We start from the raw sequence: 24,095 nt of genomic DNA on the forward strand, positions 1-24,095 counted from the left end.
AAAGTGACGTGTGACGAGTGACGTGAAATGACTGACTTACGCTACGCTTTCCGGCAGCTCGTTAAATCGCCCAGCTTCAGTGCAACGGCGATCGTCGCGCTGGCCCTGGGGATTGGCGCGACGACGGCGATGTTCGCGGTGATCTACGCGTTTCTGCTCCGCCCGTTGCCCTACGCAAATCCGGATCAGCTCGTCATGCTGCAATCGCGGAACGTGACCACGGGAAACGATCTCGGCGTTAACTACCTCGACTTCCTGGATTGGCGAAAAGAGAGCCGCAGCTTTTCCGATGTCGCCTTCTGCAATCTGTTCTGGAACGGCAACGTCGAATCGCCCGCCGGCTCGACTGAGACAGTCAAGACGACCTTCACCACCGCAAACTTGTTCTCCCTCCTTGGCGTGCAGCCAATGCTCGGCCGCGATCTCACTCCCGCCGACGATGAACCGAACGCGCCGAAAGTGCTGCTGATCAGCGAACGACTCTGGAAAAGAACCTTCGGCGGCGATCCCAACATCATCGGGCGGGATATCCGCCTCAGCGGGACGCCGCGCGCGGTCGTCGGCGTCATGCCCACCGGTTTCCGTTTCCCATCGCAAACCGACCTTTGGGTTCCCGTGGGCTCAGTCTACGGCATGGCGTGGACGTCCGGGGCCACGAATAGCAACAAGGACCGCGCCTGGCGATCCGATCAGGCCATAGCCCGGCTCAAGCCCGGCGTGACGATGCAGACGGCGCAGAGCGAGATGAGCGTGATCGCGGAACGTCTGGCCCAACAATATCCGGACACGAACAAGCTCGTCGGCGCAGCGGTCGTTCCGTTGCGCGATCACGTTGCCGGCAACGTCCGTTTCTCATTGCTCCTCCTGCTGGCGGCATGCGGTGGCGTTCTCCTCATCGCGTGCGCAAACGTCAGCCAGCTTCTCCTGGCGCGCGCCACGACGCGGCACCGTGAACTTTCGGTTCGCGCCGCCCTGGGGGCGAGCCGCTGGCGACTCGCGCGGCAGGCCCTCACGGAAAGCGCCTTGCTCGCGATCGTTGGAAGTATCGTCGGCGCGTTGCTGGCCGTTTGGCTTGTCGATGTGGTGACGAAGGCCATCCCGATCGAGCTGCCGTTCTGGATCCGGATCGATCTCAATCCGTTCGTGCTCGGCTTCACCATCCTCGCTTCAGGCCTGACCACGTTGCTCGCCGGGTCGCTTCCAGCGTTCCAAAGCGCGCGCGTTGAAATCGCCCAATCGATGAAATCGAGCGCCGGTCCGGTCGTCGGCGCCGGCGCCCGCGCCCGCGAGCTGCTGACCGCCGCGCAGGTTGCGATCTCGATCGTTCTTCTCGTCGGCGCCAGTCTTGTCCTGCGGAGCCTCTTAAAACTGGGCGAGGTGAATCCCGGCTTCGATCCAAGCCACGTCGTGATGATGACAGTTAATCCGACTTACCAGGGCGAGGAGCCGGAGCAGACGATGCTGGATCGTTACTCGCGCTTGATGCAGCGCCTCAGCGAAATGCCGGGAGTCGAATCGGTCGCGGTGAATAACAGTCCGCCCTTCGTTCCCCAGGGACCCTGGAACCGCAGCCAGGTCGTGGGCGAAACCCAGCCGGTTTCGCCATCGCTCAATCCGATCGCCAATTTCCAGAGCGTGAGCCCGGATTATTTTCGGGTGCTCCGCATTCCGCTGGTGCGCGGACGCTTTTTCTCGGCGGCGGACAAGCTGGGCGAGCCGCGCGTTTGCATCGTGAGCGAACGGCTTGCGAAAGCGCTTTGGCCTAACGAGGACCCGGTCGGCCGGACCTTGCGCTCGCAGTGGCCGGGCTCGACCGCACCGCCCAACACCTTGATGACCGTGGTCGGTGTCGTCGGCGACGTGCGGGATCAGGCCCTGGAGCGCGAGGCCGGGCCGGGTCTTTACCGGCCCATTTTGCAGGGCGTCTGGAAGCAGCTGTATTTTCTCGTCCGCGCCCGCGGTAATGCGCTCGCTCTGGCGCCGGCGATTCGCCGCGAGATCGCGAGCGCTGCGCCGGAAGTAGGCGTCTACCATTTCGTCTCGCTCGAACAGGAAGTCGCGAACTCCCTCTGGCAATCGCGGCTCCGTGGCTGGCTCCTGGGATTTTTCTCGATGGTGGCGCTGGCGCTCGCGGCCACCGGTCTCTCCGGCGCGATCGCCTACGGCGTGGCGCAACGAACGCGCGAGATCGGCGTGCGCATGGCGCTCGGCGCAACGCGCCCCGCTATTCTTCGGCTTGTTCTGGGCCAGGGAATGCGCGCCGTCGTTCTCGGCCTGGTCGCGGGAATAATTGGAGCCATCGTGGTGTCGCGTCTTCTCCGCGCATCCTTGTTCGGGATCAGCGCAGACGATCTCGCCAGTTATACCGGAGCAACCCTGCTTCTCGCCGCGACCGCAGTCGTGGCCGCTTTGATTCCCGCCCGCCGCGCCACCCAGGTCAACCCCACGGAAGCGTTACGAACAGAATGAAGCAAGTGACGAGAAACTACAGGTTCTGAGATCCGCCAATCGAAAATCGAAATTCGAGAATCGAAAATTATGATGACCGACATCCGCTACGGCTTACGCCAACTCATCAAGCACCCCGCCTTCACCATCATCGCGATCCTTACCCTCGCGCTCGGGATCGGGGCGAACACCGCGATCTTTAGCGTAGTCAACGCCGTTCTCCTGAAACCACTGCCGTTTCCCGAACCGGACCAGCTCATTGCCGTCGGGATGACCGATACGCGGCAGAAGGGGGAAACGAATTTGGGTTCGCTTTCGTATCCGGACTTCTTCGATTTCCGGGACCAAAACCGGACGCTCGCGAGCATTGCCGTCTACGCCGACCGATCGTTCGCGCTCACCGGTGAGGAAGGAGCGACCAGTCTGCACGGGGTGAAAGCCAGCGCGGAATTTTTCGACGTGCTCGGCATCAAGCCCAAAATGGGGCGCGCTTTCGTGCGGGAAGATGAACAGGGCGGTGGCGGCCCGGGCGGATTCAAGGTCCTTATTAGTGACGAGTTTTGGAAGAAACATTTCGCGGGTGATTCAAATGTGATCGGCCGCCCCGTCACGCTCGACCGGCGTCCGCACACCGTGATCGGCGTCCTGCCGGCGGGATTTCAGTTCCCGATCCAAAACGATGCGACTGATTTCTATGTCTCAATTGCGGAAGACGCCGCGAACCCCGACGGCTCGCAGCCGCAAACAAAGCAGCGCGGCAGCCACAGTCTCCGGGCAGTGGCTCGATTGAAACCGGGCGCGAGCGTTGCCCAGGCGAATTCGGATTTGTCCGCGATCGCCGAGGCGCTCTCGAAACAATATCCCGAGTCGAATACCCATTTCGGCGTGCTGGCGAAACCGCTGCGCGAGGAGATGATCGGCGACGTCCGCACCGCGTTATACATTCTCTTTGGCGCCGTCGTCTGCGTGCTCCTGATTGCCAACGCCAACGTCGCGAATCTTCTCCTGGCTCGCGCGTCGGCCCGTGGAAAAGAGATCGCATTACGCGCGGCGATGGGGGCAAGTCGCTTTCGCATTATCCGGCAATTGCTCACCGAAAGCGTCCTGCTAGCCGGCTTGGGGGGGCTCCTGGGTTTGGTGATCGCCCAATGGGGAACCGAAGCGCTCATCAAAACCGTCCCGCAAAACATTCCGCGCATCAGCACCATTCAGCTCGATGCCTCGGTGCTGATTTTCACGCTGCTGGTTTCGCTGGCGACCGGCGTGATTTTCGGCCTTGTCCCCGCCTGGCAGGCCTCACACGTCGATCTCAACAGTTCGCTCAAATCCGGCAGCCGCACCGGTAGCGCGGGAGAAGGAAAGGGTCGCATCCGCAACGCCCTCATCGTGGCCGAGGTCGCGCTCGCGCTGGTCCTCCTGATTTCCGCCGGCCTCCTGATTCAGAGCTTCGCGCGGCTCGGCCGGGTCCAGCCAGGAGTGCGCACCGAACGTCTTCTCACCGCGCGCCTCGGCCTGCCGGATGTCGCTTATCCAAAGAACGAAAACATCATCATGTTCTTCGACCAGTTTCTGTCCCGGGTCCGCGCCATTCCCGGAGTGGAATCGGCCAGCGCGATCCTTCCGCTCCCCTTGAGCGGAGGCAACATGGTTACCTCTTTCGATGACGCGGACAACCCGCTTCCGGATGGGCAGCGTCCCGGCGCACCGGTTCGCATTATCGCGACGGATTATTTCAAGACCATGGGGATTCCACTCCGGCAAGGCCGGGTCTTCGATGAACGCGATCGATTTGAATCCGCGCCCGTCGTCATCGTGAATGAACGCTTCGCCCAGAAATTTTTTCCCGGGCAGAATGTGATCGGCAAACGAATCATGCCCGGCTTTGCCGCCGATGACACCGGGGAAAAGATGCGCGAAATCGTCGGTGTCGTCGGAAACGTAAAACATCTTTCCCTCAAGAACGAAGACTCGCCGGAAATGTATCTGCCTCAGACGCAAATACCGTTCGGCGTCATGTCGCTTGTCATTCGAACCAGCGTTTCGAATCCCAACGCCCTCACGAATTCTGTCCGGAAAGAATTGGCGGCGATCGACGCATCGGTGCCGCTGACCAAGGTGAGTGTGTTCGACGAATATATCTCGAAATCGCTGGCGCGGCCGCGCTTCAACACGCTCTTGCTTTCGATCTTCGCTGGCACCGCCCTGGTCCTGACCGCGATCGGAATTTACGGCGTGCTGGCCTACTCCGTCGCGCAACGGACGAGCGAGATCGGAATCCGAATCGCGCTCGGCGCGGGGAAGAGCTCGATCTTCCGCCTCATCGTCGGGCAGGCGATGACGCTGGTCGGCGTTAGCCTGGTCCTGGGATTGGCAGGTGCATTCGCGGCGACCCGATTATTGAACAGCCTTCTCTTCGGCGTCGGCGCGTCCGATCCGGGAACGTTCGCCGGAATTGTCCTGCTCGTTTCCGTCGTCGCGTTTATCGCCGCCTGGCTGCCTGCTCGCCGCGCCACTCGCGTCGATCCCATCATCGCCTTGCGCGCCGAATGACGAAGAAGTGACGTGTGACAAGTGACAGGTGACGAGATGAACCAGGTCAATCGAGAATCGAAATTCGAAAATCGAAAATTATGATCACCGACATTCGCTACGGGCTGCGCCAACTCATCCAGCATCCTGGATTCGCGATCATCGCGATTCTCACTCTCGCGCTCGGGATTGGCGCGAACACTGCAATCTTCAGCGTGGTCAATGCGATCCTCCTCAAGCCGCTGCCATTCCCGAATCCCGATCAACTCGTCGCGTTCGGCAATGTCGATCTAACCGAGACCGCATCGCCGCCGAAGCTCTACTCGCTTTGTCACCCCGATTTCTTCGATTTCCGGGAGCAAAACCAAAGCTTCCAAAACATGGCAATTTATCGCGACCGGACGCTCGCGCTCGTGGACGAACAGGGCGCGCAAAGTGTTCGCGGGCTGAAAGCGAGCGGCGAATTTTTCGATGTTCTCGGGACCAAACCGGTCCTCGGCCGCGGCTTCACGCGCGTGGACGAACAGGCTGGCGGCGGACCGGGCGGCTTGAAAGTCGTTATCAGTGACGGATTTTGGCAGAGCCACTTTAACCGGGCAGAAAACGCGATCGGCAGCGTGTTAATGCTCGACGGTCGCCCTCACACGGTTATCGGAATAATGCCGTCCGGTTTCCAGTTCCCGATCCAGACCGATCCGATTGGGATTTACACGACCATCGCTGACGATGCCTCCACGCCCGACGGAACCACGGCCGTCTCGCAACAGCGCGGCAATCATAGCATGCTCGGAATCGCGCGGCTGAAACCCGGCGTGTCCATTGCGCAGGCAAATACGGAGCTGCGCACCATCGCCGCGGCGCTCGAGAAAAAATATCCGGAAACGAACACCAAGAGTAGCGTGGCCTCGCAACCGCTCCGCGACGACATCGTGGGCGATGTCCGGACGGCGCTGTGGGTTTTGTTCGGCGCGGTTGGGTGCCTGCTTCTCATCGCCAACGCGAACGTCGCCAACCTGATGCTCGCGCGCGCGTCGGTGCGGGGAAAAGAAATCGCGTTGCGCAGTGCGCTTGGCGCCAGCCGGCTTCGGATCCTTCGCCAGTTGCTCACCGAGAGCGTTCTCCTCGCGGCGCTCGGCGGATTATTCGGGCTCCTCCTCGCCCAATGGGGAACCGAAGCGCTCATCGCCGTCGTGCCGCAAAACATCCCACGTGTCGCGGACATCAAATTGGACGGCGCGGTCCTCGCCTTCACTCTGCTTCTTTCCCTGACGACCGGTATTGTCTTCGGTCTCGTTCCCGCGTGGCAGGCGTCGCACGTCGATTTGAATACCGCGCTCAAATCCGGCATGCGCGGCGCCGGCGGGTCCGAAGGAAAACATCGACTGCGCAATGCGCTGGTCATGACCGAGGTCGCGCTCGCGTTGATTCTTTTGATCTGCGCCAGTCTCCTGATCCAAAGTTTCGCCCGTCTCGGTCACGTCGATACCGGCATGCGGACCGAACGGCTCTTCACCGCGAGTATTGGGCTTCCGCAAGCGGCCTATCCGAAGCCGGAAAATCTTGTCGCTTTTTTTGACCGGCTCATGCCGCGGATCCGCGCGATCCCCGGGGTGGAATCGGCGACCGCGGTCTGGCCATTACCGCTCAGCGGAAGCATAAACGTCAGCTCGTTCGACATCGAAGAACGCCCCGCGCCGGAAGGCCAGCAGCCCGACGCGGTGCACCGAATCGTCGACTCCGATTATTTCAAGACAATGGGAATCCCCGTTCTTCAGGGTCGCGGTTTCGAGCCGACCGATCAGTTGAAGTCGGTGCCGGTGGTGATCGTGACCGAGCAATTCGTGAAGAAGTTCTTCCCGGGACAAAACGTGATCGGCAAACATATCAAGCCGAGCTGGGCCATCGGCGACGAGAAATCGCTTATGCGGACGATCATCGGGGTGGTCGGCAACATAAAGCACCGGTCGTTGCGCTCTGAGTTTACCCCGGAAATTTATTTGTCGGCTTCGCAAATGCCGGTGGATTCGATGTCGATCGTGGCGCGGACCAGCGTGTCGAATCCCGCTGCCATTACTTCGGCGGTGCGCAAGGAGCTGGCCGAGGTGGACCGCAACATTCCGTTGGTTCGGGTGCGGGTGTTCGACGAATACCTCGCCCGCGCGCTCGCCCGCCCGCGCTTCAATGCGATGTTGCTTACAATTTTTGCGGGAACTGCGCTCCTGCTCACCGCGATCGGAATTTACGGCGTCATGGCCTACTCGGTTTCGCAGCGCACGAACGAAATTGGAATTCGGATCGCGCTTGGGGCGGGCCGGAATTCCATCTTTCGCCTCGTCGTTGGCCAGGCCATGACGATCGTGGCGATCAGCCTCGTGGCCGGAGTGGTGGGCGCTTTTGCCGCCACCCGGTTGTTAAACAGCCTTCTTTATGGGATCGGCGCGTCCGATCCCGTGACCTTCATCGCAATCATGCTGCTCGTTACCGTCGTCGCCTTTCTCGCCGCCTGGTTGCCCGCGCGACGAGCGACCCGGGTGGATCCGATTGTCGCGCTTCGCGCGGAATGACGAATGACGAAAGACGAAGGAATGACCCGGGTAGGGTGGGCATCTTGCCCGCCGAGCGACGCATCTTGCGGCGCGCTCTTTCGGCTGCTGACCAAAGATTGTTTTGGCAAGATGCCAAAACCGGCGGGCGAGACGCCCACCCTACCCTTCCTTCGTCATTCCGTCATTCGTCATTCACTCATCATCTCTCGCCTAACCTAACGACTACTTTCTCATGCAAACTCTCTTTTCCGACATCCGCTACGCGTTTCGCATGATCGCGAAATCACCCGGGTTCGCCGGGCTCGCCGTGCTCGCGTTCGCCCTCGGCATTGGCGCCAACACCGCTATCTTCAGCGTGGTCAACGCCGTCCTGCTTCGGCCGCTGCCTTATCCGCATTCGGAGCGCTTGATCAACATCCGGGAGAAAACTCCGACCTTCCCGGGGGGTTCAGTGAGTTACCCGAACTTCCTCGACTGGCGCGCCGCGCAGCACAGCTTCACCGACCTGACCCTTTTCCGCCGCGAATCCTATAACCTTTCCAGCGTCAAAGGAGGCACGGCGCCAGAACGCATTGGCGGAGCGCGCGTGACGGCGAATTTCCTGACCGTTCTCGAGGTGGCTCCGCAGCTGGGCCGCGATTTTACGGAGGCGGATGACGTGCCTCATGGCCCGAAAGTGGCGCTCATTACCGAGAAGATGTGGAAGAAACGCTTCGGCGGATCGCGCGACGTTCTTGGCCAGCACATTTTGGTCGACGGCATTTCCTACGAAATCATCGGCGTGTTGCCAGCGACTGTCCGCATGCCGCGGCTGGCGGAGATTTACGTCCCCCTGGGTGACGTTCGAACCGAACAGGGTGTCCTCTTGCGTGATAATCATCCCGGCTTCGGCGCTCTCGGCCGCTTGAAAGAAGGGACGACCCTGGAACAAGCCCGCGCCGATCTGGACACGATCGCGGTCGCCTTGGAAAAGAAATATCCGGACTCGAATACTGGGCGGCGGATCACCACCCAGTTGCTCTTGGAATCATCCGTCGGCGAGTACCGGCAAAGCCTTTATCTTCTGCTTGGCGCGGTCGCCTGTGTTTTGCTGATCGCCTGCGCGAACGTCGCGAACCTGCAGCTTGCCCGTATGCTGGCCCGGGGCAAGGAACTGGCCGTGCGGAGCGCGCTCGGCGCAAGCGGCTGGCGTCTCACTCGGCAAGTGCTGACCGAAAGCGCGGTCCTCGCGTTGCTGGGCGCGCTCGCTGGAGTCCTGCTCGCCATCTGGAGCCTCGACGCCATTCTGGCGCTGAGTCCGGCGCGCGTCCCGCGTTTCCACGAAACCCGGATCGACTTGTTCGCGCTCGGGTTCACCGTCGCCGTGGCGATCCTTTCCGGCGTCCTGGTTGGAATTTGGCCGGCCTGGCGAATCTCAAAAAGCAGCTCCCTCGCCCTGGCTTTGCATGAAAGCGCTCGCGGCAGCAGCGACGGAGTGAATAAGCAGCGCGCCCGCTCAGGCCTCGTCATCACCCAGGTGGCGCTGGCGGTGGTTCTCCTCGCGGCGGGCGGTTTGATGCTGAAGAGCTTCTGGCGCGCGCAACAGGCGCCGCTTGGTTTTGATCCGCACAATATCCTCACGCTGACTGTCGCCTTGCCGAGTGCGCGCTACGACAAGGAAGAAAAAATCAACGTTTTCTACGACAAGCTCCTCGCCAAAGTCTCCGCGCTCCCTTCTGTCACCGCCGCCGCGATCGGGGTGAATGTGCCGTTCGACGACAACGAATGGGACAGCTCTTTTCATCTCACCGGCACCCCGCCGCACGAGCATGGCAAGGAACCTTCCGCCGAAATTAATTTCGTCTCGCCCGATTACTTCAAAGTCCTCGGCATGCCGGTCGCGCGCGGCCGCGCTTTTGGACGCGAGGAAACGCCAGGTAAACAAACCGCCGTCATGATCGATGAAAGCCTGGCCAAGAAGTTTTTCCCGGGGCAGGATCCGGTCGGCAAGCAGCTCGACAACAACCAGACGCTGAAGGAGAACCCTCCGCCGCTGACGATTGTCGGCATCGTGCCGCGAACGCGAAACGAGGCGCCGGGCGAAAAGAACGTCGAGAGCCTGAATTTCCCGCAGCTTTATTTGCCGTTCACCCAGTTCCCGAATGAAAACGTGACTTTGCTGGTGCGCGTCGCCGCTGGCGATCCACTCGCGCTTGCCCCGGCGGTCAAACGCGAGATCGAATCGATCGACCCCGACCAGCCGGTCGCTCAGATTTCGACGATGGAAAACAATATCGGCGCGAGCCTGGCTGCGCGCCGCCTGACCATGATGCTCCTCGGCGCTTTCGCCGGGCTTGCGCTCGTCCTGGCCAGTGTCGGCATTTACGGCGTGATGGCGTTGAGCACCACCCAACGCACCCGGGAAATGGGAATCCGTTTCGCGCTGGGCGCCAGCCGCGCCGATGTGTTGCGCCTCGTTCTCGGCAAAGGCATTTCGCTCATCGGCGTCGGATTGCTGGCCGGGCTTATCGGCGCGTTCCTCGCGAGCCAGGCCTTAAGCAGTTTGCTTTACAACGTCGGTTCTCTCGACGCCGTCGCGCTCATCGGCGCCGTCGTTACCCTGGCCGCCGTTGCCTTCCTCGCCTGCTATCTTCCCGCCCGCCGCGCCAGCCAGGTCAATCCGATCGAAGCTTTGCGCATGGAATAAGATCGAAGGAGATGCTTCTGCGCCCCTCGGCGCTATTTCAACCTAAGGAACTTAACTTAACGTTACTCTTTGTTCGTGGCACCCGACAGCAAGAAATCTGACCACAGAGTCTTGCCGAGGTTTGTGAGCGTCCCTGCGATGTTCCCGCTGAAGTCCTTCACAAAACTCGACGCCTCCAGCAAGCCCTCGGCAGAAACCTCATACCACTTCCGGTTTGGCTTGGCGCTTGTTGCTTGTTTAACGAGCATTTCCAAATTCTCTGCTACTTGGGGGGCATCCTCCTGCTTCTCCGCGGGCAGCGCCTTGAGAAGTTGCTCCACCTGCATCGCCAGTTCCGCCAGCAAGTCTTTCCGTTCTCCGGGTGCCTGTTGCTGGATGATGTTGGTGCAATTTGTCAACGTTTGGCCGATTTGACTATTGGTGACGTCGCCGCCGATATGAACACTTTGGTCGTGGGTCATAGGTTTATCTCCTTTGATATAATCCCCTTGAACGATGATGGTGATACCCTCCTCCACTTGCTCCCTCGTCGCAGGCTGCTTGAACGCAGGGTCGCCACGGTTCTGCTCTTTCTTTTCCGCCTGCCGTTTCAGCAGCAGTTTTTCCAATTCTTTCTGTGCAACATTGAATCCCTCTTTCCGGCTCGAATGCTGGCTGACGGCCTTTCCGCCCGGTTTCATGATTTGATACTCCGCCAAATCCAATCCTTCCAAGCTAATGTCATCCACGAGAATCAGCACAAACAGAAAATCCCTCCCCTTGTAGCGCAGTCTCTCACGGGCTGCCTTGATCTCTACAGTTCCGATGAAATCGGACGCGAGGAATGCTGTCGTCAGCAGCCCCACGAAGACGTCCATGTTCTCCAGATTCTCCTCAATCTCCTGTCGCCACCGCATTCCGGGTTCGATGAGCCCATCGTGCCACGGTGTGATGAATTTCTTCTTCGTCATGACGGTCAGGTTTTGCTGAAAAATTCCCTTCGCTTTTTTATCCTCGTGGGAATAGCTCAGGAAGGCATTTAGAGGTATCCGGCCTTCGCCACGGGCTTCCGGCTCGGACGCTTGATTTAGTTGGGGAGTCGGCTCGACCAATGCATCTCCCTGCGGTGTTTTTACTGCGACCTGCTGTTTGCCTAATTCGGCAGCCTCCAAATCGGCCACTGGGCGAAAGATTCCAGGCAACCCGGCCAGTTCTACCTCCGCAACCGGTTTCGGCTCGGGCAGGTCGGAGTGGATACGCTCCAGATTTCCCTGGATTATTTCCAGCAGCCGCAAGCGATCTGTATTGGGGCCGAATGCCGTCACCTCGACTTGATTGCGTTTCTCACCGCGGCGGACCAGCGCGGCGGCTTGGCCGTCTTGCAGCACTACGCCGTTGCGCCAGCGCGGCATACCGTCGCTCAGGGAATGCGTCAATACGATGAAACGCGGCAGCACTCCTTCGGGTAGCGGATCATAGATGTAGCGCAGCCGGACACTGCCCGGCTTCTGCCAGTCTGTTGTCACGCCTTCGGGTTGAAATTCTCCCAACGCCCCTGGTATAAGCCAGGTGTTGGGCACAGTTCCGTGTTCCTCGTCTAGAGGAAAACACATTTCAAAACGCTCCATCAATCGCAATAGGAATCGCACGGTCTCCTCCGTTTCGCCGGGCAGCGCTTCCTGCGCCTCCCCTAGTGTGAGTGTGCCATCGCTGTGAGGATGGTCTTTGAAGCGTAACAGGCGATAGACGCCATCAGTTACCCAGTGCGGATTGAGTACCGCAGTATCTCGTAGCCGCGGTTCATCTACGAAATGCAAAATCGCCCCTAGCTTATGTAATAACCGCGCCAGCGACTCTTGCTTTGCGGGATCCTCTTCACCGCGTTTGGCGCAAATAGCACGAAACTGGTCGAAAGTAATGTGCTGTCGACCCGTGCTCCTATATGTCGTATGGCCTGCCAGCCCAAGCCAGCGCTTTAGCTGGTAGCCTGTAGATTGACTCTCTGACGTCGCTTCTGGCCTGCAATCTTCCATTACTTTCAACCAAGTTTCTGGTACCAATAACTTCGGTGGTTCAGTATCCCTGAGCGACTCAATGGCGTTGCAGAGTTTCTCCCGAAGCGTCTCGCAGCCCTCTCGTTTTTCGCAGTTCGTCGGGGTAAAGCTCTGCACAAACGGAAAGCGCTCCTGCAACGCTCGCCGGTCCACGTCATATCCGCCCTGTCGCGCATCCTGCCGGTTGAGCGCCACCAGGACTGGCGCGGCACCCGCATACCGCTTAAGGAGTCCGAGCCAATATTCTGCATCCTGCATCTCAGTATTCGATCGCGGATCAAGAACCAACACATAGACGCAGCCCTCCGTGAGGAAAAACTGATGCAGCGCGTGCGTAATCTCCTGCCCTGCGAAATCCCAAAGCCTCACCGTCATTTCGCTCGCCGGGCAGAATAGTCGAAAGCTTTCCAATGCAATGCCTGGCGTCTCTGGCTCCGCCTTATCATGAGGTTGATCCATAAAGAACCGCCGCAAACTCGTTTTTCCCGCACCGCCGCGGCCCACGAGCATTACCTTGATCTCGTTTATCGCGCATAGCGTCCCCGTTGCCTCCCCTTGGCGCTGGGCGAAGTAAAAGTTTAGAATGTCTTCCGGACGCGCAGCCGATTTCTTGTCGGGACCCTCAACTTCTGGGCGTGTTGGTCCCAGGATGGAGTCGGGAATGGCCAACGGTTTGTTGTCCTGAAGAAAAAGCCGCATGAGATTCGGGAGTTTCCCGATCTCGTAAGGCAGGGTGCGCAGTTGGTTGTGATCGAGAGAAAGCGTCCTCAGATTGGTGAGCTGGCCGATTTCAGGCGGCACGGTGGTCAGCTGGTTGTTGCTGAGGTTAAGTGTCGGCAGATTGGTGAGCTGGCCGATTTCGGGCGGCACGGTACTCAGTTGGTTGCTGCTGAGATTAAGCGTCGTCAGATTGGTGAGCTGGCCGATTTCAGGCGGCAGTGTGCCCAGTCGGTTGTTGCTGAGATAAAGCTCTCTCAGCTCGGTAAGCTTAGCGATTTCAGGCGGCAGTGTAGATAGCTGATTGTTGGCGAGATGAAGGTCTCTCAACTGGTTAAGCTGAGTGATTTCATTCGGGAAGGTCGTCAGCTGGTTAGAGTCGAGGTAAAGGGCCGTGAGGTTGGCGCTGAGCCGTGCAATCTCCGAGGGCAAAGTACTCAGTTGGTTGTTGCTGAGATAAAGCGTGGCCAGCTTGGTGAGCTGGGCCGATTTCAGGCGGCAGAGTGCTTAGTTTGTTGTTGCCAAGGAAGAGAATCTCTAGCTGGGCGAGCTGGCCAATCTCTGCGGCTAGCGTGCTCAATTGGCTATTGGCAAAAAAGAAGTTTTCCAAGTTGGCGAGCTGGCCAATCTCTGCGGGGAAGACGCTGAACTGATTGCTCATCAGAGAAAGGCTGGTCAGTTTTGCAAGCTGGCCGATTTCAGGCCGCAAGGCGCTCAGTGGATTGCTGTCGAGGGATAGGATTGCCAGGTTGGCGAGTTGGCCGATTTCAGGTGGCAGAGAGCTCAATTGGTTGCCGTCGATGGAAAGGCTCGTTAGATTGGCGAGTTGACCGATTTCAGGTGGCAGAGAGCTCAATTGGTTGTGGTTGAGATTAAGGCTCGTCAGATTGGTGAGCTGGCCAATTTCAGGCGGCAAGCGCGTCAGGCTGAGGCCGCTGAAACTGAGTTCCGTGTCTCCCGCGCGGTAGACGGCGTCGATTCTCTCTAAGGCCTCATTATAGGCTTTTTGCTCGGCTGTTACCGGGTTGCGAGGCATCGGACAATTATGGGGAAAGCTCAGTGGGATTTGCAAGCGTGCACAGCAACAAGGTCGGCGTCGGGCTTTTGGATGCGGTGGCGTTGATTGGCGCGATCGTGACGCTCGCCGCCGTTGGCTTCATTGCCTGCTATCTTGCCGCCCGCCGTGCCAGGATGGTCAATCCTGTCGGAGCGTTGCGCACGGAATAGCGAAGCGGCCTCTTCTGTAGCCGCCGCCCTGTGGGCGGCGCAACGCTGCAGGAATAGCAGGTTACCCCGGCGCTTCGCATAGCGAAGCGGCTACAGTTGGCGGCCCCGCGCGCGACGCGTAACTTTGCGCCGAAGCGATGACTTCCGCTCAACGTTCCACGCTCGAGAAGGCCGATTGCGAAATTGCTTTCGACGACCTGACGCGCCAGCTCTATGCGACCGACGCGTCGCTCTATCAACTCGAGCCGGCGGCCGTCGCTTTTCCCCGGAATGCGCAGCAGGCCAGCGCGGTCATCGTGGCGGCCGCCGATGCCGGTATCCCCATCACTCCGCGTGGAGCCGGAACCGGACTATCTGGCGGCGCGATCGGTGACGGATTGATCGTCGAATTCTCGCGGTATAACCGGCAAATCACCGACCTCAATCTCGAGGCGCGCACGGTCCGAGCCGGCGCAGGAGTTATCCTCGATCAGCTCAACGCCTTTCTTCAACCGCACGGACTTTGTTTCGGACCGGACGTGGCCACCAGCTCCCGCGCCACCATCGGCGGCATGATCGCCAACGATTCCTCCGGCGCGCACGTCCCGGTTTACGGCACCACCGCCGACCATGTCGTCTCGCAGGAGCTGGTCCTGGCCGACGGGAACATCCAGCAAATCGGTCCCGCTCGTGACACGCTGAACGCGCAGCGGGATCTGATCGCCCGGCTGGTGTCCGAACATGCGAACGAAATCGAGGCCTGGATGCCGCCGGGATTGCAGAAGCGCTGGTCCGGTTACGCGCTCGCGCGCTGGCTGCGCGACCCGGGCAATCTCAATAACATGCTGTGCGGGAGCGAAGGCACCCTCGCCGCGATCTTCTCCGCGGAACTCCGGGTCGTTCCTCTTCCCCGGGAGAAAGGTCTGGGCCTGGTTTTTTTCGCGTCGGTCGCGGAAGCGATGGAAGCCACGGTCGAGTTACTCGATCTCAAACCCTCAGCCATTGAGCACATCGACCGGCCACTCTTCGATCAAACGAAAGGCCAGCTGAATTTCGAAGCCGCGCGGCAACTGCTCGAACTCGATACCAAACCGTGCGAGGCGATTCTGATCGTCGAATTCTTTGACGATGTGGCGGAACGCCTCTCGCTCCTTTCGGCCAAACGTCTGGGGCTGCGGACAACAATCTGCACTCAAGCGGCGGAGATGAATCTCGTTTGGTCCCTTCGCAAAGCGGGTCTATCGCTGCTCACCGGGCGCAAAGGCGCGGCCAAACCGGTTGCGTTCATCGAAGACGCGGCGGTTCGTCCCGCTCAGTTACCCGCCTACGTCGCGGGACTTCACTCGATCATGGAACCGCTCGGCCTGGAGGTTTGTTATTACGGCCACGCCGCGACCGGGCTCCTCCATGTCCGGCCGGTCCTCGATTTGCACACCGCGGACGGCCTCCGGAAATACCGCGTCGTCGCCGATGAGGTCGCGGCGCTCGTCAGGCAATTCAAGGGATCGCTCGCCGCGGAACACGGCGTCGGCATGGCGCGCACGGAATACATGGCGGCCCAGGTGGGCGATGAGTTGCTCGGCGTAATGCGCCAGATCAAAGCGGCCTTCGATCCAAAAGGAATTTTTAACCCGGGCAAGATTTTCAGCGACGGCCGGTTCAAAATCGACAACCACCTGCGGGTCGAGTCGGAGGAGCGATTGCGGCTTCCGTTCGAGCCGGTGCTCGCCTTTGCTTTCAAGGACGAATCGTTCGTCGGCAACCTCGAGCAATGCAACGGCTGCGGCGGTTGCCGGAAAGACGCGCCGACGATGTGCCCGACATTCCTGGCGACCGGCGAGGAATACATGTCGACGCGCGGCCGGGCCAATGCGATCCGGGCGGCGCTGGAATTGCGCTTTCACGACGATCCGCTGCGAAGCGAAGAGCTCGACGCCGCGCTGAGCAATTGCCTCTCATGCAAAGCCTGTACGGTCGAATGCCCATCGAACGTCAACCTGGCGCTGCTCAAGGCCGAGCTAACGCATGCGCGGCATCGGCGCGATGGTTTGCCGTTGCGGGAACGAATCCTAAGCAACGTCGATTTGTTAGGCCGGCTCGGATGCATGATGCCGGGAATCGCAAACGCGAGCCTCGATTCGCCTCTGATTCGGCGCCTCATGCGAACGGTCCTTGGGCTAACTGACAAGCGCCCGTTGCCGCATTACACCAGACAACGGTTCGATCATTGGTTTCGGAAACATGTAGCGGCGGTCTCGGACCGTCGAAATGAGGAAGCAATGGTCGGCGCCGATTCGACGGTCAGAGACCGCCGCTACAGGCAGCCACGCGGCGACGTCATCCTTTGGGACGACACCTTCGTCCGCTACCACGAGCCGCACATTGGCAGGGCCGCTGTGAAGGTGCTCGAAGCGCTTGGCTTCGACGTCTCGTTGGTCAAGGGCCGCAAATGCTGCGGCCGTCCCGCCTTCAGTCAGGGAAACCTCGATGCCGCGCGCGAAATGGGCCGGCGCAACCTGGAGCTGATCCGGGCCGCCCATTGCGATGCCCCAATCCTGTTTCTGGAACCCTCCTGCTACTCGATGTTCGTCGAAGATTATCGCGAACTGAAGTTGAGGGGAACGGAACCAATCGCGAAACGCAGTCACCTCTTCGATCAATTTGTCGAGGAGCTGCTGGAGCGCGAACCGGGCGCTCTTCGGTTCAACGGCAAATCGGGGCACGTTGCCATTCACGCGCATTGCCACGCGAAATCACTCGTGAAGACCGGGTTCATGGCGCGTCTCGCCGCGCGTTTGCCGGGACGAACGGCGGCTCTGCTCGACACCGGCTGCTGCGGAATGGCCGGCGCCTTCGGTGCACTCGAAGAGAAGTACGATTTGTCGCTCAAGGTGGCCGCGCCATTGGTGCAGCAGGTGAACGCGCAACCGCCAAATACGGTCGTCGTCGCGTCGGGCACAAGTTGTCGCCACCAACTGGAACATCTGACAACCGTGCGTCCCAAGCACATGGCGGAGCTGCTCGCCGACGCAATCGCTTAGGCGTATTCGTCCGAACCCTGGACCCACGTGAACGACTGCAGATCGATCATGTCGCGCGGACGCAGATCACGGAGATCGCGCCGGATGGTTTCGGCAAAGCTGAGCACGCTCGCGTAGGTGTCCCAATTCGGTTTCGACTGGTATTGGAAGTCGAAGCCATACTTGCGGGCGGCAATCTTCGTCACCGTCGGCTTGAGGAAAATATGTTTGTCCGGCTGGGCGATGAACCCGAACACAGTCACCAGCGGCCAGGTCAGCACCCGGGTCTGTTTTCGGGGCAGGGCTGCGATGGTCTCGCACCAGGCCGCGAACCTCGCTTCATTGCTGCCCCGCCCGTGCAGGAATTCGTAGAGGCCGGTCGCAAAAGCGCGGGCCCCAGAGGTTGATTTTACGGCATCACGCAGCGCCATCTTTTCGAACGAGAAAATCATGCTGTGGCGCGAACGCTGTTCCGTCCGGACCGCGCGCGCGGCGATCTCGGCATATTCGCGCTTGTCGAGGAGGCGGCGGAAAACGTTACGATTCAGCGCCTGTTCCCATCGCTGGTGCGTCTCCCATTTGTAGTCACGCTCCCACGCCAGGTAAGTCTCATCGCGAAACCCTTTCGGGAAGAAACGAAGGAATTTCCGACGGCAGGCCGCCGGCCCAGATGAAGATAATCGCGCCATGCATTCAATTCGCCATGAGATGAGGCATTAGATGTGGCGAAAGAACTGCCGGAGGTTAGGCACCCTGCCTGACTCGGCGAATGGGCATCCTGCCCGTTCTCGTCTTTCGCGACAGGCTGGCAGCCTGTCGGCCGAGACAGCCAAGGATGGCTATCTTCCCCTACGGCTTCCTGGCGGGCAATGGTTCCTTGCTCTTCAGGATGTCGGATTCCGGGGTGAGCGTTTGAGTCTTGCCGCTGAAGATGATCCGGTTCGGTTTCTCCGCCAGGGCATCGACAAGCGCCTTCGCGTGGGTGCTTACGACCTTCAGGTTGAGCAGGATCACCCGCAGCTCCTTCATCTGTTCCTGGAGGCTTTTGTCCGTGCTGCCGACGAACTTTCCGGCGTTCTCAAAAACGCCGTTCGCGTTCTTTAAAACGTCGTTGGCATTCTTCTCCACAACGTCGAGGCCCTTGATGATGCCCTGGAGTTCCTCGAGATCCGTCTTCGCGGTGTCGAGCATGGGCGAAATCTTAGGAAGGAAGTCTTCGAAATTGGTTCGCACACTGGTGACGGTGTTATTGAGATTTCCCGCCGTCGCGTTCAGGCTGTCGATGAGTTTATTCGCGTTGTCGATCAACGGTCCGGCGGCGGCGGCGATCTGTGGAATTCCGTAAGCGGGATGCCCGTCGATGATGGCGTTGTTGGCTAGAGTTTCGCCGCCGGGCGTGCCAGCAGAAAGAGCCACAAAACTCGGCGAGAGCATTGTGTCCGAGCTCAATGTCGCAATGACATCGGACGGCAACGGCGGGATCTCCTCGAGCAGGCTAACGGTTACCCGGACCGCCTTCCGTTTGTTCTCCCCGGCTTCGCGTTGCTCGCGGGTGAGGTGATGCATGGCGATCACCCGCCCCGCCAACGCCCCCGCGTAACGCACCTCGGAATGCAGCTTCACGCCGGTGACATCCTCGAAATCGATCTGCAAAGTCCGCGTCGGCTTTTTCAACCTGAACCCGGTGAGCGCCATCGTCAGCGCGGCGAGGAGGATCGCACTGCAAACGACCACCGAGAGCGCGACAACGTAATCGGACACATTCTTTTTCATGGCATTTTATGGCGGAACCGGTGCCGGGCGGCGACCAGCGGCCGCGCCTTCACATGCGGATGATGTTCGTGATCGTCCTGGGAAAGGTTTAAGGGCATGGGGCCGTCGGGTTCGCCATTAATGAACTGTTGCACTTCAGGATCGGGATGGGTGCGAATTTCGTCGGGAGTACCTTGCGCGAGAATCCGGCCGCGTCCGAGCATAATCATTCGGCTCGCGATCCGGAAAGCACTCGTCATGTCATGGGTGACGACGACGGCGGTCATGCCTTCATCCTTGGTTAGCTCGAGGGTCAGTTTGTCGACCACCGCCGTCATGATGGGATCGAGGCCGGAGGTCGGTTCGTCGCTGAAGAGCAACTCGGGATCAAGCGCAAGAGCGCGCGCGAGCCCAACCCGTTTCCGCATGCCGCCGCTGATCTCGGACGGTTTGAGCGCGTTGAAGCCGTTCAAGCCGACCATCTGCAATTTCTGGGTAACCAATTCCTCGATTTCATCGACCGACATGTCGGTGTGCTGCAACAAAGGCAGCGCTACATTTTCTCCGACGGTAAGCGAGGCCAGAAGCGCGCCGGACTGAAAGAGCATTCCGAACCGCCGCCGGATTTCCACGATCTCGCGATCGTTCATCGTGGTGATTTCCTGGCCGAATATTTTCACGGAACCGGCGGTTGGCTTCATGACCCCGATGATGTGGCGGAGCAGGGTGCTCTTGCCGCAACCGCTTCCGCCCATGATCACCAGCGTCTCCCCGGCATGGATCGTGAAGGAAAGGTTATCGATGACGGTGCGCTCGCCGAACTTTCGGTAAAGATCGGTTACTTCGACGACTGGCTCGGTCTCAGGCATGGGGAAAATGACGAATGGCGAAGGACGAAGGACGAAGGAGGGCCAGGAAGAAATGACGAAGCACGAAGGACGAATGACGACTCCCGGGCAGGGTAGGCGTCTCGCCTGCCGGTTTTAGCATCTTGCCAAAACAATCTTTGGTCAGCAACCGAAAGAGCGCGCCGCAAGATGCGTCGCTCGGCGGGCAAGATGCCCACCCTACCCGGGTCATTCCTTCGTCATTCGTCATTCGTGCTTCGTCATTTCCCATCATGGCTTGAAGAAAAAGATCGAAGTCAGAATCGCGTTGCTGACCAGCATGGCGAGGAGCGATTGCACCACCGAAGCCGTCGTCGCCTGACCGACTCCTTCCGCGCCGCCTTCTACGTGCAATCCGGCGGAGCAGGCGATGGTAATAATAATCCAGGCAAAGACTGCGCTCTTAATAATGCCCGAGTAGAGGTCCCAGGTGTTGGCGCTCTCGAGCGCGCGAAGAATGAAGCCAGCGGTGGTCACATCGAGCGCGAAATGGCAGACCGCCCAGCCGCCCAGGACGCCGATGTAATTTCCAAGGACCGTCAGCACCGGGAGCATGATGAGCATCGCGATGAACCGCGGAACGATTAGGTAGCTGATCGGGTTAATGGCCATCACTTCGAGCGCTTCGATTTCCTCGGAGACTTTCATCGTACCCAACTCCGCTGCGACAGCCGAGCCGCTGCGCCCAATCACAATCACCGCGATGAGGACGGGACCCATTTCGCGAAGGAGCGTCACCATCACCAGGTCCGGCACGTAGATTTCCGCGCCGAGTTCCTGCAAAGAATGCGCTGCCTGCATCGCCAAGGTCACGCCGATGCTGAAAGCGGTCAGCGCGACCATCGGGGTTGCCCGGACGCCGATGGCGACCATCTGCCGAAAAATAGGCGCGATCTTGATCACGTCGCCCTTGAACGGTGCGACGAAGATCCAGTAAAGCAGGCTGGCGTTGAGCCGGAGAAAATTCTTCACCCGAGCGGGAGGCTAGCATTCCGTCCTCCGTGCTTGCCAGCATGTTTGGAGATATCTCAGCGCGATTTAGCTGGCTGCGAATTCATCCATCACTTTGAAACGCGCCTTCAGCGCTTTGCTCTACATGGAATCGTGGATTCCTGGGGCGATGCCCCAGGCTGCCGGTGACGTCGCGCCGGTGGCGCTACAATTTCATTTCACCGCGTAATGCTCCGCGCCCAGAAAATGAAGGGAAACATACGGCTCGTCGCCGACCACCCAACTATCGTGACCGGGCCCGATATAGAAAAGATCGCCGGGCTTCATTTCATAATAACGTCCATCGTTCATCCGGCACGCGGCTGAACCCGAGATGACAAGGCCGACGTGCTCGACTTCGCATGACGTCGAGCCGGTAGCCGCGCCAACATGTTCCGACCATTTCCAGCCCGGCTCGTAGCTGGCGCGGCCAATGGTCATCGACCCGATTCTTACGATCTCGAATTTGCCCTTTGTGAATTCGCGCACTTCGTCCGGCTGCTCGAACCGCCGGATGAGGAAGTCGACGTCGCTCGGTCTCATCAATCAGGGAGGAGGCGGCGGCGGGTGTTCATGATCATGTCGCAGAACCGGATCGAAGCCGTGGTGCAGCATCATCTTGCGATGTTCGGACTCGAGGTGGTCGAGCTTCTTTTGCTGGTCGGGCGTAAGCAAAGGCGCGATCTCCTTTTTCGATTCTTCCATGACCGTCCGAACGCGTTGGGCGGACTCGATCCGGATCGCCTCCAGTTTCGCCGTGGTCGCATCGACCACTGGAGCGATTTTGGCCGATTGTTCGGGAGTCAAATCGAGAGCGCGGCGCAAATGCTCCCGCATCCGTTCATTCACATCTCCAGAGTGCGGCGGCCCAAGAAAATGTTGCCGGAGATGAAACGTGCCGAAAAAGCCCGTCGTCGCCCCGGCGCAGAAGACGAGAAGGAACGCGAAGGCGAGCTTCCATTTCAAGGCGTTGTTCATTCGGAGAATTCCGTCTGGATCGCGGAATCGGCGAGAGCGTATTCGTTTGCCTGCGGCAGGCTCAGCGCGGCGTTGAGGGTGAATTGCCGGTAAGCGCCGGCGCCGGCCAAAACGAGCACCGCCGCAGCAATCGCGCCGGCCCGGCGGACAAACCGGGTCAGGTCCGCCAGATCGTTCGCGCCCGCGCTTCCCGATCGCCACAAAGCCACCACGCGCGTCTCGAAACCGAAAGGCAGTTCCGGCGCCGCGCCACCCGGAGCGCCGGCGGCCGCATGAAGAAGGCGGTCCAGGTCGATATTCGTCCTTTTCATTCCCGCTCCTTCATCGAGATCGTCGCCATCCGTTTTTTCATTTTCTGCCGGGCCCGGAAAGCGCGCACCTTCACGAGGGCGCCGCTCCAGCCAGTGACCCTCTGGATTTCTGCCACGGTTCGCTGCTGCAGGTAAAGGAGATCGATCACAAGTCGCTCGGCTGGTTGAAGCGCGGTCATAAGATGCTCGACCAGCTCGCGCGAAGCAAAACTCTGATCAGGGCCGAGCTCACCCGTCGTCGTCGCCAGGTTTCGGACCAGGGCCGCCTGTTCCTCGCTTAGATCGGCTTCGCGCAACTCGGGCCGCGCTTTCTCCGCCTGGATTTGATTGATGCAAGTATTGATGGCGATGCGCGAGACCCAGTGCTCCAGCGGCACCTTGCCGGAGAACTGCGACAGCTTCTGCATGACCTTTATGAATATCATCTGGCAAAGATCCTCCTCGGCGCTGCGCGGCGGACGATGCGCGCGCACCAATTTCGCCACCAAAGGGTAAAGCCGCCGGACCAGTTCGCGCGCGGCTTCATCATCGTCGCGCAGCGCCGCGGCCACCAATTCCGGTGAGACTTCCTCATCAGCCATGTAAAGCGAAGCCAGTCCACACTACGGGAAAAGACAGGGAATCGCGCCGGAAGGTTACAAAATAATCAGGCAAATCGGGCGGCCCGAAAAATATTCGCAACAAGTCTGTAACCAGCCGGCCCTTATTCCGGTCATCCATTCCTGAAAGAGGCGCTCTGATTGCGCCCAAAAACAAGAAACAAACCAAACAATGACACGAAAACTTATTCCACTTCTCGCCGCCGGCGCCCTGACGCTCGGCGGTCTCGTTTATCTTCAAGCCGGCGAACCCGGGATGAAGCATGACCACGCCGGGCCCGGCCCGCACCACATGATGATGAGCAATCCGCTCGATCATTTGAGCAAGGACCTCGAGCTCACCGATGAGCAAAAGGCGAAGGTGCAGCCGATCATCGACCAGACCAAGCCGCAGATCCAGGCGATCCACCAGGAAGCGATGCAAAAGATGCACGCCCTCCTGGAAAACGCCGGAAACCAGATCCGTCCGTTGCTCACCCCGCAGCAGCAGCAAAAATTCGATGCGATGAAAAAGGCGCACGAAGACATGCGCAAGGCGATGCAGGAAATGGAAGACGCCAAGAAGCAGTAGCGAACTTTCGCTCGGAGAAACAGCCGGCGGCGATCGGAAGGTCGCCGCCGCTTTTCTTTTCCCGGCCTGGCGCTCGATCAGTTTTGTTGCCAAAGCCTCACGTAAAACATAGTATTACCTTATGACGAAGACCATTTCGAAGGTCGGCAACTCGCAGGGCATCATTTTCGACGCCGCATTGATGGACCTGGCGCGCGTGAAGGTGGGCGATCAGGTCACGGTCACAGTCCACGAAGGTGGTTCCATTGTTTTGACCCCCATTCGGCCAGCCATCGACGCGAAGAAGGCCCGCGGCGCCGCCAGGCGGCTAATTAAGAAGAATTCGACTCTCTTCAAACGCTTGTCTTGAGCGAACCGATTCTTCACCTCACGGTTGGCGCCATAAAGGCCATTCATGCGGAGGTGCTCGCCGCGCATGGAGGAGCCACTGGTCTGCGTGATGAAACGCTCCTGGAATCGGCGGCCGCGGCGCCCCAGGCGACGATGATGGGACAGCCACTGATATCCGATCCGATCGAGATGGCCGCGGCCTATTTGTTCTATCTTTGCCGCAATCACGCCTTCGTTGATGGCAATAAGCGAACTGCGCTTGCTGCCTGCCTGGTCTTTCTCGAAGCCAATGGGCTGCTGCCCGACATGAAGTTACCAACTGATGATTGGGAAAAGTTCGTTCTCGATGTTGCAGCCAGTAAACTCGACCGCGACGGCACTACCCGGCGTCTGCGCGGATTGTTAAAGACAATTTCAAAAAACAAAGGACGCTGAACGTTTCGTTGTCTTCCCGATTGCGAATCCGGTGCAACTTTTGCCCACGAGTGGGGT

19 protein-coding genes are annotated in these 24,095 nt (G+C 59.6%); 9 read left to right on the plus strand and 10 right to left on the minus strand.

Features of this window, described 5'->3' with window-relative positions; translation table 11 throughout:
- Nucleotides 1–27 precede the first annotated feature (27 nt).
- The 4 genes from VJU77_06130 (at nt 28) to VJU77_06145 (ending at nt 10,209) form a co-directional block, all read left to right on the plus strand.
- The gene (locus VJU77_06130; GenBank protein ID HKP02928.1) at nt 28–2,469 is read left to right on the plus strand and encodes an ABC transporter permease; all 2,442 of its coding nucleotides are present in this window, start codon (nt 28–30) and stop codon (nt 2,467–2,469) included.
- Between the two features lie 69 nt (nt 2,470–2,538).
- A complete protein-coding gene (locus VJU77_06135) occupies nt 2,539–4,998 on the plus strand; it encodes an ABC transporter permease (GenBank protein ID HKP02929.1) in 2,460 nt (819 codons plus the stop codon).
- Between the two features lie 80 nt (nt 4,999–5,078).
- The gene (locus VJU77_06140; GenBank protein HKP02930.1) at nt 5,079–7,541 is read left to right on the plus strand and encodes an ABC transporter permease; all 2,463 of its coding nucleotides are present in this window, start codon (nt 5,079–5,081) and stop codon (nt 7,539–7,541) included.
- A 214-nt stretch (nt 7,542–7,755) separates the two neighbouring features.
- Nucleotides 7,756–10,209, plus strand: a complete 2,454-nt coding sequence (locus VJU77_06145) for an ABC transporter permease (protein ID HKP02931.1) — start codon at nt 7,756–7,758, stop codon at nt 10,207–10,209.
- Between the two features lie 62 nt (nt 10,210–10,271).
- On the opposite strand, the gene VJU77_06150 is transcribed toward VJU77_06145, so the two are convergent.
- A complete protein-coding gene (locus VJU77_06150; protein ID HKP02932.1) occupies nt 10,272–13,391 on the minus strand; it encodes a COR domain-containing protein in 3,120 nt (1,039 codons plus the stop codon).
- Entirely contained in the window at nt 13,333–13,995 is a 663-nt protein-coding gene (locus VJU77_06155; GenBank protein HKP02933.1) for a leucine-rich repeat domain-containing protein, read from the minus strand. The genes VJU77_06150 and VJU77_06155 overlap by 59 nt, the downstream gene beginning before the upstream one ends.
- Before the next feature lie 38 nt (nt 13,996–14,033).
- Here VJU77_06155 and VJU77_06160 point away from each other — a divergent pair, with 38 nt between their 5' ends.
- Nucleotides 14,034–14,186: a hypothetical protein gene (locus VJU77_06160; GenBank protein ID HKP02934.1), complete on the plus strand. Its 153-nt coding sequence runs from the start codon at nt 14,034–14,036 to the stop codon at nt 14,184–14,186.
- 137 nt (nt 14,187–14,323) lie between these two features.
- Nucleotides 14,324–17,206: an FAD-linked oxidase C-terminal domain-containing protein gene (locus tag VJU77_06165; protein HKP02935.1), complete on the plus strand. Its 2,883-nt coding sequence runs from the start codon at nt 14,324–14,326 to the stop codon at nt 17,204–17,206.
- Here VJU77_06165 and VJU77_06170 read toward each other — a convergent pair.
- From VJU77_06170 to VJU77_06205, 8 genes are all read right to left on the minus strand, one after another.
- Nucleotides 17,203–17,874, minus strand: a complete 672-nt coding sequence (locus tag VJU77_06170; protein ID HKP02936.1) for a hypothetical protein — start codon at nt 17,872–17,874, stop codon at nt 17,203–17,205. The two genes, VJU77_06165 and VJU77_06170, sit on opposite strands and share 4 nt — an antisense overlap.
- 160 nt (nt 17,875–18,034) lie before the next feature.
- Entirely contained in the window at nt 18,035–18,958 is a 924-nt protein-coding gene (locus VJU77_06175; GenBank protein ID HKP02937.1) for an MlaD family protein, read from the minus strand.
- Nucleotides 18,955–19,806 (minus strand): ABC transporter ATP-binding protein, encoded by an 852-nt coding sequence (locus VJU77_06180; GenBank protein HKP02938.1) that lies wholly within the window; start codon nt 19,804–19,806, stop codon nt 18,955–18,957. The genes VJU77_06175 and VJU77_06180 overlap by 4 nt, the downstream gene beginning before the upstream one ends.
- A gap of 249 nt (nt 19,807–20,055) precedes the next feature.
- Nucleotides 20,056–20,796, minus strand: a complete 741-nt coding sequence (locus VJU77_06185) for an ABC transporter permease (protein ID HKP02939.1) — start codon at nt 20,794–20,796, stop codon at nt 20,056–20,058.
- A gap of 192 nt (nt 20,797–20,988) precedes the next feature.
- Nucleotides 20,989–21,357 (minus strand): cupin domain-containing protein, encoded by a 369-nt coding sequence (locus tag VJU77_06190; protein HKP02940.1) that lies wholly within the window; start codon nt 21,355–21,357, stop codon nt 20,989–20,991.
- A gap of 3 nt (nt 21,358–21,360) precedes the next feature.
- A complete protein-coding gene (locus tag VJU77_06195; protein HKP02941.1) occupies nt 21,361–21,792 on the minus strand; it encodes a hypothetical protein in 432 nt (143 codons plus the stop codon).
- Complete coding sequence (locus VJU77_06200; GenBank protein HKP02942.1) at nt 21,789–22,103, minus strand: hypothetical protein; 315 nt, start codon at nt 22,101–22,103, stop codon at nt 21,789–21,791. The genes VJU77_06195 and VJU77_06200 overlap by 4 nt, the downstream gene beginning before the upstream one ends.
- On the minus strand, nt 22,100–22,684 hold the full coding sequence (locus tag VJU77_06205; GenBank protein ID HKP02943.1) for a sigma-70 family RNA polymerase sigma factor: 585 nt from the start codon (nt 22,682–22,684) through the stop codon (nt 22,100–22,102). The genes VJU77_06200 and VJU77_06205 overlap by 4 nt, the downstream gene beginning before the upstream one ends.
- A 190-nt stretch (nt 22,685–22,874) precedes the next feature.
- On the opposite strand from VJU77_06205, the gene VJU77_06210 reads away from it, so the two are divergent.
- The 3 genes from VJU77_06210 to VJU77_06220 all read left to right on the plus strand — a co-directional run bounded on the left by VJU77_06210 (nt 22,875) and on the right by VJU77_06220 (nt 24,038).
- Nucleotides 22,875–23,273: a hypothetical protein gene (locus VJU77_06210; GenBank protein ID HKP02944.1), complete on the plus strand. Its 399-nt coding sequence runs from the start codon at nt 22,875–22,877 to the stop codon at nt 23,271–23,273.
- A gap of 121 nt (nt 23,274–23,394) precedes the next feature.
- On the plus strand, nt 23,395–23,622 hold the full coding sequence (locus tag VJU77_06215) for a hypothetical protein (protein ID HKP02945.1): 228 nt from the start codon (nt 23,395–23,397) through the stop codon (nt 23,620–23,622).
- Nucleotides 23,619–24,038 carry a type II toxin-antitoxin system death-on-curing family toxin gene (locus VJU77_06220; GenBank protein HKP02946.1) on the plus strand — a complete coding sequence of 140 codons (420 nt, stop codon included), beginning with the start codon at nt 23,619–23,621 and terminating at the stop codon, nt 24,036–24,038. The genes VJU77_06215 and VJU77_06220 overlap by 4 nt, the downstream gene beginning before the upstream one ends.
- The last annotated feature ends 57 nt before the right edge of the window (nt 24,039–24,095 follow it).

Source organism: Chthoniobacterales bacterium (assembly GCA_035274845.1).
GTDB lineage: Bacteria > Verrucomicrobiota > Verrucomicrobiia > Chthoniobacterales > UBA10450 > AV80.

Excerpts from the sequence above, each read along its gene's own strand:
- VJU77_06130 (HKP02928.1), top strand. The coding sequence starts at position 28 with ATGACTGACTTACGCTACGCTTTCCGGCAGCTCGTTAAATCGCCCAGC.
- VJU77_06135 (HKP02929.1), top strand. The coding sequence starts at position 2,539 with ATGATGACCGACATCCGCTACGGCTTACGCCAACTCATCAAGCACCCC.
- VJU77_06140 (HKP02930.1), top strand. The coding sequence starts at position 5,079 with ATGATCACCGACATTCGCTACGGGCTGCGCCAACTCATCCAGCATCCT.
- VJU77_06145 (HKP02931.1), top strand. The coding sequence starts at position 7,756 with ATGCAAACTCTCTTTTCCGACATCCGCTACGCGTTTCGCATGATCGCG.
- VJU77_06155 (HKP02933.1), bottom strand. The coding sequence starts at position 13,995 with ATGCCTCGCAACCCGGTAACAGCCGAGCAAAAAGCCTATAATGAGGCC.
- VJU77_06165 (HKP02935.1), top strand. The coding sequence starts at position 14,324 with ATGACTTCCGCTCAACGTTCCACGCTCGAGAAGGCCGATTGCGAAATT.
- VJU77_06170 (HKP02936.1), bottom strand. The coding sequence starts at position 17,874 with ATGGCGCGATTATCTTCATCTGGGCCGGCGGCCTGCCGTCGGAAATTC.
- VJU77_06175 (HKP02937.1), bottom strand. The coding sequence starts at position 18,958 with ATGAAAAAGAATGTGTCCGATTACGTTGTCGCGCTCTCGGTGGTCGTT.
- VJU77_06180 (HKP02938.1), bottom strand. The coding sequence starts at position 19,806 with ATGCCTGAGACCGAGCCAGTCGTCGAAGTAACCGATCTTTACCGAAAG.
- VJU77_06190 (HKP02940.1), bottom strand. The coding sequence starts at position 21,357 with ATGAGACCGAGCGACGTCGACTTCCTCATCCGGCGGTTCGAGCAGCCG.
- VJU77_06195 (HKP02941.1), bottom strand. The coding sequence starts at position 21,792 with ATGAACAACGCCTTGAAATGGAAGCTCGCCTTCGCGTTCCTTCTCGTC.
- VJU77_06200 (HKP02942.1), bottom strand. The coding sequence starts at position 22,103 with ATGAAAAGGACGAATATCGACCTGGACCGCCTTCTTCATGCGGCCGCC.
- VJU77_06205 (HKP02943.1), bottom strand. The coding sequence starts at position 22,684 with ATGGCTGATGAGGAAGTCTCACCGGAATTGGTGGCCGCGGCGCTGCGC.
- VJU77_06210 (HKP02944.1), top strand. The coding sequence starts at position 22,875 with ATGACACGAAAACTTATTCCACTTCTCGCCGCCGGCGCCCTGACGCTC.
- VJU77_06215 (HKP02945.1), top strand. The coding sequence starts at position 23,395 with ATGACGAAGACCATTTCGAAGGTCGGCAACTCGCAGGGCATCATTTTC.